This is a genomic window from Actinosynnema sp. NPDC050801 (genome assembly GCF_040673975.1).
Taxonomy (GTDB): Bacteria; Actinomycetota; Actinomycetes; order Mycobacteriales; family Pseudonocardiaceae; genus Actinosynnema.
Window position 1 is genome coordinate 70,813 of record NZ_JBFAQZ010000008.1, and the last position, 12,203, is coordinate 83,015.

Annotated in this window: 10 protein-coding genes; 5 read left to right on the plus strand and 5 right to left on the minus strand. The window is 72.1% G+C overall.

Features of this window, described 5'->3' with window-relative positions; all coding sequences use genetic code 11:
• The first annotated feature begins 93 nt into the window (after positions 1–93).
• Positions 94–465: an STAS domain-containing protein gene (locus AB0K14_RS19665; RefSeq protein ID WP_364338418.1), complete on the plus strand. Its 372-nt coding sequence runs from the start codon at positions 94–96 to the stop codon at positions 463–465.
• An 8-nt stretch (positions 466–473) separates the two neighbouring features.
• Here the strand turns inward: AB0K14_RS19665 and AB0K14_RS19670 are convergent, their stop codons facing one another.
• Positions 474–968, minus strand: a complete 495-nt coding sequence (locus tag AB0K14_RS19670; RefSeq protein ID WP_360459520.1) for a DoxX family protein — start codon at positions 966–968, stop codon at positions 474–476.
• Between the two features lie 93 nt (positions 969–1,061).
• On the opposite strand from AB0K14_RS19670, the gene AB0K14_RS19675 reads away from it, so the two are divergent.
• Both AB0K14_RS19675 and AB0K14_RS19680 read left to right on the plus strand, forming a co-directional pair.
• Entirely contained in the window at positions 1,062–1,613 is a 552-nt protein-coding gene (locus tag AB0K14_RS19675; protein ID WP_360459518.1) for a TetR/AcrR family transcriptional regulator, read from the plus strand.
• Positions 1,614–1,798: 185 nt separating this feature from the next.
• Positions 1,799–4,072 carry a tetratricopeptide repeat protein gene (locus tag AB0K14_RS19680; RefSeq protein WP_360459516.1) on the plus strand — a complete coding sequence of 758 codons (2,274 nt, stop codon included), beginning with the start codon at positions 1,799–1,801 and terminating at the stop codon, positions 4,070–4,072.
• 34 nt (positions 4,073–4,106) lie between these two features.
• Here the strand turns inward: AB0K14_RS19680 and AB0K14_RS19685 are convergent, their stop codons facing one another.
• Positions 4,107–4,814 (minus strand): hypothetical protein, encoded by a 708-nt coding sequence (locus AB0K14_RS19685; RefSeq protein WP_360459514.1) that lies wholly within the window; start codon positions 4,812–4,814, stop codon positions 4,107–4,109.
• Between the two features lie 148 nt (positions 4,815–4,962).
• Between AB0K14_RS19685 and AB0K14_RS19690 the strand changes: the two genes are divergently transcribed.
• Together AB0K14_RS19690 and AB0K14_RS19695 are read left to right on the plus strand one after the other, a co-directional pair.
• Positions 4,963–5,355, plus strand: a complete 393-nt coding sequence (locus AB0K14_RS19690) for a GNAT family N-acetyltransferase (RefSeq protein ID WP_360459512.1) — start codon at positions 4,963–4,965, stop codon at positions 5,353–5,355.
• Between the two features lie 70 nt (positions 5,356–5,425).
• On the plus strand, positions 5,426–7,696 hold the full coding sequence (locus tag AB0K14_RS19695; RefSeq protein ID WP_360459510.1) for a catalase: 2,271 nt from the start codon (positions 5,426–5,428) through the stop codon (positions 7,694–7,696).
• A 53-nt stretch (positions 7,697–7,749) separates the two neighbouring features.
• On the opposite strand, the gene AB0K14_RS19700 is transcribed toward AB0K14_RS19695, so the two are convergent.
• The 3 genes from AB0K14_RS19700 to AB0K14_RS19710 all read right to left on the minus strand — a co-directional run bounded on the left by AB0K14_RS19700 (position 7,750) and on the right by AB0K14_RS19710 (position 12,203).
• The gene (locus AB0K14_RS19700; protein ID WP_364338422.1) at positions 7,750–9,990 is read right to left on the minus strand and encodes a PQQ-dependent sugar dehydrogenase; all 2,241 of its coding nucleotides are present in this window, start codon (positions 9,988–9,990) and stop codon (positions 7,750–7,752) included.
• 229 nt (positions 9,991–10,219) lie between these two features.
• Positions 10,220–11,098 carry a bile acid:sodium symporter family protein gene (locus AB0K14_RS19705; RefSeq protein ID WP_360466601.1) on the minus strand — a complete coding sequence of 293 codons (879 nt, stop codon included), beginning with the start codon at positions 11,096–11,098 and terminating at the stop codon, positions 10,220–10,222.
• A 109-nt stretch (positions 11,099–11,207) separates the two neighbouring features.
• Positions 11,208–12,203: a class I SAM-dependent methyltransferase gene (locus AB0K14_RS19710; RefSeq protein WP_360466598.1), complete on the minus strand. Its 996-nt coding sequence runs from the start codon at positions 12,201–12,203 to the stop codon at positions 11,208–11,210.

Below are 12,203 nucleotides of genomic sequence, written 5' to 3' on the forward strand. Positions count from 1 at the left end.
TGGCGCAGCGGGTTGAGCCAGCAGCCACTGCCTTCTTCGACCTCCGAGGAGGCTGCGGCCGTGATTACAGAACCGTTCATTCACCCGTTCAGGGTGGAGCGCCAAGTGCACGGATATGCCGTCGTGGTGCGCGTCGCCGGCGAGGTGGACGCGTTGACCGTGCGCGAGCTCAAGCACGAGATCGCGGTCGGACTGGCGCTGGCCACCCCGCCCGCCCCGGTGGTGGTGGACCTCAGCGACGTCGAGTTCTTCGCCGCCGCGGGCCTGAACGAGCTCTACCGCGCCCTCGTGGCGGCCAAGGCGGCGGGCGTGCAGCTGCGCGTGGTGGCCAGCCGTCGCCACGTCCTGCGGCCGTTCCAGATCAGCGGGCTGGACCGCGAGATCCCGCCGTGCTCGACGCTGGCGGAAGCCCTGGTCGTGCACGCCCCGAAGGGCGTGCGGCGCTTCGCCCTGCCCACTACCTGACCCGGGCCTCATACCCGGGCCGTTCCTCGCACCGGGGTGTGGTCGAGCGGCTGCCGGCGCAGGCGCAGGTGGTGGACCAGGACGGTCACGGTGGCCGCCAGGAAGACGATCTGCATCAGCGTGCGCGGCAGCAGGGCGTCTCCGAACGACGGGGAGATGCCCTCCATCGCGGCGTGGACGTTCGCCGGGAACATGCCGACCAGCATCGCGGTCAACCCGGCCGCCGCCCACGGCGCGGTCGGTCGCCACAGCACGCCCACGGCACCCGCGAGTTCGAGCACACCCGTCACGGTGACCACCAGTTCGGGCGCCGGCACCACTGGCGGCACCATCGCGATCAGCTGCTCGCGCATGCCGATGAAGTGGGCCAGGCCGGTCGCGGTGAACATCGCCGCGACCCCGCCCTGCACGGCGAACGGCCAGGCCGGGATGCGGGTGACGCCGAGGGCGCGCAGGCCGGTCAGGGCGAGCGTGACGAGCACGAGGATGACGAGCGGTGCCACGGCGGACTCCTCCGGGATCGCGAACTTTACAGTGGCAAGATTGCCTCGCGCCCGTAATGTTGTCAATGACTAGATCGCGGCTAGGCTGTGCCCGTGACAGCCGAACGCCCGTACCACCACGGCGGCCTGCGCCGCGCCGTCCTGGACGCCGCCGTCGAGGTGATCACCGAGCACGGTGTCAGCGGCCTCGGTCTGCGCGACCTGGCTCGTCGGGTCGGGGTGTCGCACGCCGGGCCCGTGCACCACTTCAAGGACAAGGCGGGTGTGCTGACCGCGCTCGCCACCGAGGGCTTCACGCTCCTGGCGGAGGACCTGGAGGCGACCCGGACGGCGGGCGGCGACTTCGTCGAGGTCGGCACGGCCTACGTGCGCTTCGCGATCGAGCACCGCGCCCATTTCGAGGTGATGTTCCGTCCCGACCTCTACCACGCGGACGACCCGGCGGTGACGCTCGCCCGTGACCGAGCGGGAGCGGTCCTGGCGGGCGGTGTCGCGGACCGGTCGGACCCCGGCCTCGCCTCGGCCGCCGCCTGGTCGATCGTGCACGGCTTCGCGACCCTCTGGAACGCCGGCGCCCTGACCCGGCCGGGCCAGGACCCGGTGGAGCTGGGCCGGGCCGTCGCCGGCTACCTGTCGCGGACTTAGCCGAACCCACCCAGCGCCGTTCACCCCGGTGACGCTGATCCTCCGCTCGCCGCGGCTCCGGCGGTCTGGTGCGCAGTGGGGGTCGATGCGGTCGGGTGAACTCCACCGATGCCGGTCCGTGTGACGGTGGCGCGGTGGAACGCTGGGTTGCCCGGCCGTGGACCGGGTCAGGGAGGTGTACTGCGGTGGTGTCACCCGAGCCGGAACGACCCGACGACCCTGCCTCCGGGCCCGCCGGCGCGGGTGCTCTGGGTGTGCGCAACACGGCGTTCGGTGTCGTGGGCGGGGTGGTGCAGGCCGGTGTCGTGCACGGTGGCGTGCATCTGCACGCGGCACCGCTTCCGCCCACGCCGGTGGTGCCACGTCAGCTGCCCGCGGCGCCCGAGTTAATCGCGGGGCGGGTGGCCGAGCTGGCCGGGTTGGACCGTGCCCTGACCGACGCCGGCCTGACCGACGTCGTCCCGGCCGGGCCGGACAGGGCCGTGCGGGGACAGGACTGCGCCGACCTGCCTGTCGGGGGTGCGACGGTGGTGGTCTCGGCGCTCGGTGGTGCCGGCGGGATGGGCAAGACCTGGCTGGCGCTCGCGTGGGCGCACCGGCACCTGCACCGGTTCCCCGACGGACAGCTGTTCGTGGACCTGCACGGGTTCAGCCCCGCGGGAGAGCCGATGGACCCGGCCGTGGCGGTACGCGGATTCCTCGACGCGCTGGGCGTCGATCCCGGCCGGATCCCGGCCGACCTGGAGGCGCAGGCGGCGCTGTACCGGAGCCTGGTCGCGGGGCGGCGGATGCTGGTCGTGCTGGACAACGCCGCGACGAGCGAGCAGGTCATCCCGTTGTTGCCGGGCAGCCCGACCTGCACCGTGCTGGTCACCGGCCGTCACCGGCTCGCCTCCCTGATCGACCGGCACGCCGTCCGCCACCTGACCCTGGGCGTCCTCACCCGTGCCGAGGCCCGCGTCTTGCTGGCCGTACGCGTGGGCGCGGACCGTGCCGCCGCCGAGCCCGACGCCGTCGACGAACTGGTCGACCTGTGCGGGGGCTACCCGCTGGCCCTGTCGATCACCGCCCGCAACGCCGCCACCCGTCCCGGCGTCCCCCTGGCCGAGATCGCCGCCGAACTGCGCGAACTGCGCCTGGAGGTGCTCGACCACGACACCGACCCGGCCGCGAGCCTGCCCGCTGTGCTGTCCTGGTCCCTGCGCCGGCTCACCGACGAACAACGCACCGTGTTCGGCCTGCTGGGCATCGCGCCCGGCCCTGACACCACCCTGCCCGCCGTGGTCTCCCTGACCGGCCTGCCCAGGGTCCGCGCGCGCAAGGCGTTATCGGCGCTGGAGGAGGCGTCGCTGGTCGAACGACGACCGGGCGGCCGGTACGCCATGCACGACCTGGTCCGCGACTACGCCGCTACTACCGCCCACTACCTGCCCGACGACGTGCGGAAGGCTGCCCTGACACGGGTCATGGACTTCCACCTGCACACCGCTTTCGCCGCCGACCGCCTCTTGGAACCTCACCGCCCGGTCCTGCAACCCGCCCCGCCCACGCCCGGTGTCCACCCGCTCCTGCTGGCCGACGCTGCCGCCGCCGCCACCTGGCTGGAGACCGAGCACGCCATCCTGTTGGCCACCCAGGGCATTGCCGTCGCCCTCGGCCGTCACCAGGTCGTGTGGCACCTCGCCTGGACACTGACCGCCTTCCACCGCTGGCGGGGGCACCGGCGCGACTCACTCGCCTCGTGGCGGGCTGCGCTGGACGCCGCCGTCCACCTGCCCAACCCCGCCAGCCGCAGCCGTGCCCACCGGCTTCTTGGCCGCGCTTGTTCCCGCCTGGGCCTACACGAGGAGGCTACCGGGCACCTGTACCGCGCCCTCCGAATAGCCGTGCACCACCACGACCTTGCCGAACAGGCACATACCCGCACGGTGCTCGGGTTCGCCTGGGGACAGCGGGGAGACGATCAGCGGGCACTGGAACAGGCCCGAAAGGCCCTCGACCTCTACCGCGTCCTCGGCCAGCCAGTGTGGGAAGCCGATAGCCTTAACCAGGTAGGTTGGCACGCCGCGCGCTTGGACGACCTCGAGGCCGCCCGCGACCACTGCCACGCCGCTCTCACCCTGCACCGACACCACCACAACCTCGACGGTGAGGCGGCCACCCTGGACAGCCTCGGCTTCATCGCCCATCGCACCGGCGACCACTGGGAGTCCGTCGAGCGCTACCACCAAGCCCTCACCCTGTTCCGCATCCAGGGAAACACCTATGAGGCCGCAGAAACGCTCCACCGCGTCGGCCATCCCCACGTCGCCCTTGGAGAACACGACCAGGCCCGTGCGGCCTGGCAGGAGGCACTGGAGCTGTACCGGGAGCAAGGCCGCGACGCCGACGCCCAACGGGTGCAACTGCGGCTCGACGAGCTCGACGCCCTCACCGCCACCGACCTGGACAGCGTCTGAGATCACCGGTTCGGGGCAAGGCGTCGGCACGGGGTCAGCCCAGAGTGCTGACGTAGGCCAGTGCGCCGAGAGCGGGCGCGGTGGCGAGGGTGAGCAGGACCGATCGGCGGTTCGGCCTCGGGCCGGCGAACGCCAGTCGCACGCCGCCGGGGATGAAGGCGGCGCACAGGCCGACCACGGCGATGACGGACGTGATCTCGGTGCCCTTCAGCACGCCTAACGGCAGCAGGCACATCGCGGCCAGGGCCAGTGCGCGGAACGGGCCCAGCGCGCCGCTGCGGTAGGCGGCGAAGGCCAGCACCAGCCAGCCGAACAGGATGGTGAACGACAGGAAGCTGAACAGGTGCAAGTCCTGGTAGGACTGTCCGACCAGCACCGTCGCTGCCTCCGCGCCCTCACGTCGTACGAGGCCGTGGGCGGCTTGGTCGATGCCCGCGTGGAAGGTGCGTTCGAACAGGCCCACCAGCACGAGCGCCGCGCCCCAGGTCGCCAGGGCCGGTCGCGTCCGCCCGATCTGGTGGGCCAACGCGATCACGGCGGGTGCGAGCAGCACGGTCCCGGCCACGACCGCGGTGTGCGCGGCGGTCATCACGCCCGGCCGCTCGGCCACGGCGGCCAGCTGCTGCGGGAAGAAGTAGTGGAACGGCCACCGCAGCAGCGTGCCGACGAGCAGCAGGACCGGACCCAGGACCATGGTGCCGGCGGCGACCCACCGGCCGGGGAATGTGTAGTGCGTCGTCATGGGGCTAAAGGTGCCGGCGGGGGCCGGGGCGCGGATCGGTCCGAGGTCCGGACTTGGTGATCAGACCACGGTCCGATACGCCGCACGACCCGAGCCTGAGTCGGAAAAGCGCGGGCGCCCGCCACGCCCGCCTCCGTACCCTGGCTCGATGATCAGCTACGAATGGCGCGGCCGGTTCCACAACCCAAAGGTCGACGCCCTGCACGCGGAAGGGTTCGACCACCCGCCGCTGGACGACGACTGGTGGGGTCAGGTCACCCGGCACAGCCTCGGCTGGGTCACCGCACGCCGCGACGGTCACCTGATCGGGTTCGTCAACGTGGCCTGGGACGGCGCGATCCACGCGTTCATCCTCGACACCCTCGTCACCGCACCCGAACGGCGGCACGGCGTCGGACGCGACCTCGTCGCCGCGGCCGTGGACGGCGCCCGGGCCGCCGGGTGCGAGTGGCTCCACGTCGACTTCGACGACCACCTCAAGCCGTTCTACTTCGACAGCTGCGGGTTCCAGCCGACAAACGCGGGCCTCATCGCACTCTGATCGGACGTCGCGGCGTGTAGGTCGCTCCGACGCGGGTAGTCGGCGAAGGACTGCCGACGAGGAGGAGCACGTGGACGCGAGCAAGCCCGCCAAAGTCGTGAAGGAAGCCCTGGAGAAGGCGGTGGAGAAGGTCGCCGACCTGGTCACACCGCCGATCCCGGGCACGCCCGGCAGCGCTCCACCGCCCCTGGACCCGCCGAACGAGCCCCGGGGGCCGCTGCCGCGCAAGCCGGACCAGGCGTCCCCGCAGACGCGGACCGCGACCGGCGCGGAGACCGGCGCCGCGGCCGACACCAGGGAGCAGCAGGGCGAGTACCTGACCACGTCGACGGGCACGCGCCTGTACGACACCGACCACTCGCTCAAGGCCGGCGCGCGTGGCCCGACACTGCTGCAGGACCACCACCTGCGGGAGAAGATCACCCACTTCGACCACGAACGCATCCCCGAACGGGTGGTGCACGCGAGAGGCGCCGCCGTGCACGGCGTCTTCGTCGGCTACGGCACCGCGGAGCAGGTGTGCAAGGCCGGTTTCCTCAAGGAGGGCGTGACCACGCCCGTGTTCACCCGGTTCTCCACGGTCGTGGGTTCACGCGGCTCGGCGGACACGGTGCGTGACACGCGTGGCTTCGCCACGAAGTTCTACACCGACGAGGGCACGTTCGACCTGGTGGCCAACAACATCCCGGTGTTCTTCATCCAGGACGGCATCAAGTTCCCCGACATCATCCACGCCGCCAAGCCCCACCCGGACCGCGAGATCCCGCAGGCGCAGAGCGCCCACGACACGTTCTGGGACTTCGTGTCCACGCACACCGAGGCCACCCACCACGTGATGTGGCAGATGTCGGACCGGGCCGTGCCGCGCTCCTACCGGACCATGGAGGGCTTCGGCGTCCACACGTTCCGGCTGGTCGACGCCGAGGGGCGGACGTCGCTGGCCAAGTTCCACTGGAAGCCGAAGCTCGGCGTGCACTCCCTGCTGTGGGAGGAGGCGCAGATGATCGCCGGCGTCGACCCGGACTTCCACCGGCGCGACCTGTTCGACGCGATCGAGTCCGGCGCGTTCCCGCAGTGGGAGCTGGGCGTCCAGGTCTTCCCGGACACCCCGGAGCAGACGTTCGAGGGCATCGACCTGCTCGACTCGACCAAGATCGTGCCCGAGGAACTGGCGCCGGTGCAGCCGATCGGCATGCTCACGCTCAACCGCAACACGACCAACTACTTCGCCGAGACCGAACAGGTGGCCTTCCACGTCGGGCACCTGCCGCCGGGCATCGACGTGACCGACGACCCGCTGCTGCACGCGCGCCTGTTCTCCTACATCGACACGCAGCTCAGCAGGCTGGGCGGGCCCAACTTCAACCAGATCCCGATCAACCGGCCGCACGCGCCGGTCAACGACATGCTGCGCGACGGGTTCCACCAGCACGCCGTGCACAGCGGTGTGGCGCCGTACAAGCCGAACACGCTGGACGGCGGCTGCCCGTTCATGGCGGGTGTGCAGACCGGCGCGTTCGTGGAGTTCCCGCAGCCGGTCGCCGAGTCGGTGAAGGAGCGTCGCGCGCCCGCCTCGTTCTCCGACCACTACACCCAGCCCCGGCTGTTCTACCGGAGCCTGAGCCCGGTGGAGAAGGAGCACCTGGTGCGGGCGTTCACGTTCGAGCTGGGCAAGTGCTACGAGCAGGCCATCAAGGAACGTGAGCTGCGCGTGCTCGCCAACGTGGACGCCGAGCTGTGCGCCCTGGTGGCGGCCGGTCTCGGCCTGCCCGCGCCGGAGCCCACCGAGCCCGTCGGCGAGGTCGTGCCCAGTCCGGCGCTGTCGCAGGTCGGGCAGGTGTGGCCGCCGGACGGTCGGCTGATCGGCATCGTGGTGGACGTGAACGACCCGGCGAGCCTGGACGGTCTGCACACCCTGCGCCAGACGATCAGCGCGGGCGGCATGGTGCCGCTGGTCATCGCGGCGCGCGGCGGGGTGCTGGAGGACGGGCTGGTGGCGCAGCGGACGTTCCTCACCGCCCGCTCGGTCGAGTTCGACGCCCTGCTGCTGGCCGCCGCACCGCCGCCGGGCCCGGACGCGCTGCCCAGCCGTGACGCCAAGGCCGGGGCGCCCGGCGTCACCGTGGACCCGCGCGTGGTGCTGATGGTCCAGGAGTGCTACCGGCACGCCAAGGCGATCGGCGTCTGGGGCAACGGCGAGGCCGCCCTGGTGGAGGCCGGTTGCTCGGCGGGCGACCTGGGCATCGTCGTCGGTGACGACCCGGCAGGAGTGTTCGCCGAGGTGCAGACCCTCCTCGGCGCGCACCGGGTGTGGGACAGGTTCCCCGCGTCCATCGCCTGACCCGAGGGTGGGGGACCGGCCGCGGACGGGTGTCCGCGGCCGGTCCGGTCACCTCAGCACAGGCACAACGAGTAGTTCGCCCGGTAGGTGGCGGCACTGGCCGGCGCGACGATGTTGTGCGTCTGCGCGCCGCCGTCGGACCAGCTGCCGTACCGGTAGCGCAGTCCGAGCGGTCCGCTCTGCGGGCTCGGCGCGCTGATCGAGTTGTTCGACCCGGCGATCACCGTGCGGGTGAACGGCGTGGTCTGCGCCGTGCCGCCGACGCTGAGCCGCAAGCCGCTCGGGCTCGACGTGAAGGTCAGCGCCACCGTCCGCGGGTCGAGCTTGGTCGTGGTGCTCTTGGTGCGTCCCGACGAGTCCGTGGCGGTCAGCGTCAGGTCGAGGTAGGACGGGTACTCGTGGTCGGGCGCGACGAACGAGCCCGAGGCCACGCCCGACCAGGTCTGCACCACGTGCTCGTGGCACGAGCCGCTGGTCGCGCAGTGCTGGATGCTCAGCTTCCAGCTCAACGCGGACGCGGCCAGCGCGCCGTCCTGCGGGTCGGTCGCGTGCCCGGAGAACGGCACGTTCTGACCCACCGACCAGTTCAGCGGCGCGGTCGGCGTGTCGATCACCGGCACGGGATCCTCCGCGACCGGTGTGCCGACCGTGACGGTGATCGCGGTGGTGCCGGACGCGCCGGCCTGGTCGGTCACCCTGAGCCGGACCGTGACCGCGCCCTGTGCGGTGTAGGTGCGGGTCGGGGTGGCGGAGGTGGAGTCGTCGTACTGGCCGTCACCGTCGAGGTCCCACGCGTAGCTCAGCGTGTCGCCGGCGTCCGGGTCGGTCGAGCCGGTGCCGCTGAACTGCACGGCCAGCGGCGCGGGGCCGGACTGCGGGGTGGCCGTGGCGACCGCGGTCGGCGCCCGGTTGCCGGTCGGGTAGCTGACGCGGCGCAACTGGCCCGCGCCCAGCGCGATGTAGAACAGGTCGCCGCCGGGGCCGGTGGTGACCTGCACCGGGACGTTGACGCCGGTCACGAACGGCACCAGCTTCGCCGGGTCCGGTTGTCCGGCGGTGGTCTGCATGGCCCAGATGCAGCCGCGGGAGCTGTCGGCGAAGAACAACGCGCCGTCGTAGGCGGGCGGGTAGTTGCTGGTCGACTCGAACGCGATGCCCGAGATCGACGAACCACCGGTCGGGCACGGGTCGGTCGCCACGACCTTGGCCGAGTGGTTGTAGGCGTAGTAGGGCGCGGTCTGGCCGGCGCCGGTGTACAGCGACTCGCACAGCGTCAGGTTCGCGCCGTCGTAGCCGCCCTGGCGCGCCGAGCCCTCGTAGCACGGCCAGCCGAAGTTCTCCGCGGTCGCGTCGTTGACGTCCGCGATCCGGTTGATCTCCTCCCACACGTTCCAGCCGACGTCGCCCGCCCACAGCTCGTCGGTGCCCGGGCGGAAGGCGAAGCGGAACTGGTTGCGCAGGCCGTAGGCGACGACCCGCTTGGCGTTGGCGTCGGCGTTGCCCGCGAACGGGTTGCCGGCCAGGCCCGCGCCCGTGTCGGGGTCGATGCGGATGATCGTGCCGTCGAGGCTCACCGGCTCGCCCGCCGGTCGGCGGATCGACTGGGAGCGCAACGCGCCGCCGCGCGCGGTCGGCGAGGTGAGGTTGGTGCCCGCGGGCGACGGCGGGTCGGCGCACGGGTTGCCGACCTGGCCGTAGTCGGTGAAGTTGAAGCTCGCGCCGTCACCGCCGCCGACGTAGAGGCCGCCGTCGGGGCCGAAGACGACGGTGCCGATGGAGTGGCTCGGGTACTGCTGGCACCAGTCGGTGACCAGCGGTTGCTCGGCGGTCATCGTGCCGCCGGAGCCCACGGTCAGCTTGGACACCCGGCCGGTGACGACGCAGCCCTGGTCGGTGGCGCCGGGTGGGGTCGGGCACTGGTCGCCCCAGCGCGGGTGGGTGCCACCGGGCACCGCGTCGTAGGCGTAGGCGACGTAGACGTACGGGCGGGTGGGGAACTGCGGGTCGACGGCCAGGCCGAGCATGCCGCGGTCCCAGAAGTCGTGCGTCTGCGGGCGGAGGTCGGCGAACACGGTCGCGGTGGTGTCGGCGAGCGAGTCGAAGACCTTGATCAGGCCGCTCTTCTCGGCGATGAACACGCGGCCGTCCGGCGCGAAGGAGACGGCGGTGGGGCTGGTGAGGCCGCCGATGGCCAGGGTGTCGGTGAAGCCGGCCGGCACGGCGGCGGTCGCGGTGGGCGGGAGTGCCACCGTGGTGGCGGCGACCACGAGGGTCGCGGCGACCGCGGCGGTCACGCGTCTGGAACGTGTCGGGAATGGCGTGCGGCGGAGTAAACGCATGGTCCGGTTCGTTCCCTTCGTGACACTTTTGGGTGAGCACGGAAGGGTGACATGCGGGTTGCCGGTTACGCACTGCTTTGGCAGGTGGGGAGCGGAGTGCTACCCGGTCTCATTTGAGTGGAGTATCGGTTACCCCGAAAAATCGGCTGACGGCTGGTCCGTCCGGTCCTTGCGCGGGCGGCGTTCAGCCCACGACGGTGTCGCGGTCCGATTTCGCCCTGGTCAGCAGGAACCCGGCCGCGGCGGCGAGCGGGAACATCACCACCCCGTAGACGGCAGCCGGCACGGCGAGCTGCTCGCTGCCCAGCACGGTCACCGCGACCGTGATCGCCAACGTGCTGTTGTGCACCCCGACCTCGAACGCCGACGCGATCGCCTGCCGCCTGCCGACCCTCGCCAGCCGGGGGAGCAGGTAGCCCGCGGCGAGGCTGCACGCGCAGAACAGCACCGTCACCAGCCCGATGTCGGCCAGGTAGCCGCCGACGTTCTCCCGTTCGGCGACGATCGTGCCCGCGATCACGGCCACCAGCACCACCGCCGAGAAGATCCGCACCGGCTTGTCCGCGCGGTCGGCGAACGCCGCCGACCAACGGCGCACCAGCATGCCCAGCACCACCGGCACCAGCACGATCGCGAACACCTGGGCGACCTTGCCGAACTCCAGCCCCACCGCGCCCCCGGTCGCGGGCTCGAAGTGGTCCAGGGCGAAGTTCACCACCAGCGGCAGGGTGATCACCGCGAGCACCGAGTTCACCGCCGTCAGCGTGATGTTCAGCGCGACGTCGCCGCGGAACAGGTGGCTGAACAGGTTCGCCGTCGTGCCGCCGGGTGACGCGGCGAGCAGCATCATGCCGACCGCGAGCACCGGGTCCAGGCCCAGCACCACCACCAGCCCGAAGCACACCGCCGGCAGCAGGACCAGCTGGGTGGCCAGCGCGACGGCGACGGCACGCGGCTCCCGTGCGATCCGGGCGAAGTCGGCGACCGTCAGCGACAGCCCGAGCCCGAACATGACCACGGCCAGCGCGACCGGGAGGCCGACGCTCGTCAGTGCGGAGTCCACGGCGATCACCTGCGTTTCTGCGTCGAACCCGGAGCGGGAGGAGCGCATCTTCCCCCAGAACCGGGCGAACCGGGAGGGGGTCGCCCCTCCCGGACGTCCGGGAGGGCCGTCACGCCTTGCGCGCGACCACCAACGACTGGCCCGGCGACGTGGTCAACGGGTGGGTGACCGGCTCGTCGAAACCCGCGCCCGCCAGCCACCCGGCGATCACGTCCGCGCCGTAGACCTGACCGCCCTGGCCGTGGAACAGGTTGAGGCTGAACACCCGGGCGAAGGCGTCGGACGCGCGGTCGGGCGAGTGCTCGTCGTGCTCCAGCAGCACGACCGCGCCGCCCGGCCGCAGGGCCGCCGCGACGCGCTCGAGCAACGACTCGTTGGCCGCCGCCGTCCGCCCGTGCACCACGTTGAACAGCAGCGCGGTGTCGTAGTCCCGGCCGAGGTCGAGCCGGTCGTAGTCACCGGAGCGCAAGGTGATCCGCCGGCTCAGCCCCGCGTCGGTGACCGCCGCCGCGCCCACCGCCAACGCGTCGGGCAGGTCGATCACGGTCGCGGCGAGCCCGGGGTGCGTGACGCACAGCCGGATCGCGTGCGTGGCGTGCCCGCCGCCGATGTCCAACAACGTGGCCCCGACCGGCACGATCGACGCCACCTCGGGCGCGATCGCGTCGGCGTGCCCGGACAGCATGCCCTGGAACCGGCGCAGCAGGTCCGGCCGCTGCGCCAACCACGCGTAGAAGTCGAGCGCGGGCCGGCCGGTGCGCACCGACTCCTCCAACCCCTCCCACGACTCGAACAGCACCACCGACCAGAACGCGTCCACGTCGGAGTACCCGCCGGCCAACCACTTCGCGGTCTCGTCGGTGTTGGCGCACCCGTCCGGCCCCGCGGTCAGGTAGCCGAACGACACCAGCGCGTCGACCAGCAGCCCGGTGCCACGCGGGTCCGTGCCCAGCGCGGCGGCCAGCGAGGCGACCGGGCGCGGGCCTTCGGCCAGCGCGGCGAACACGCCGAGCCGCAGGCCCGCCGCGACGGCCCGGTAGCCCGCGGTGGCGAGCAGGTCTTGGAACGACGACGGCGCGTCGTCCGGTCCCAGGTGCAGTGGCAC

Bases quoted from the DNA above. Each gene is read 5' to 3' on its own strand.
- AB0K14_RS19685 (WP_360459514.1), bottom strand. From the start codon at position 4,814: ATGACGACGCACTACACATTCCCCGGCCGGTGGGTCGCCGCCGGCACC.
- AB0K14_RS19690 (WP_360459512.1), top strand. From the start codon at position 4,963: ATGATCAGCTACGAATGGCGCGGCCGGTTCCACAACCCAAAGGTCGAC.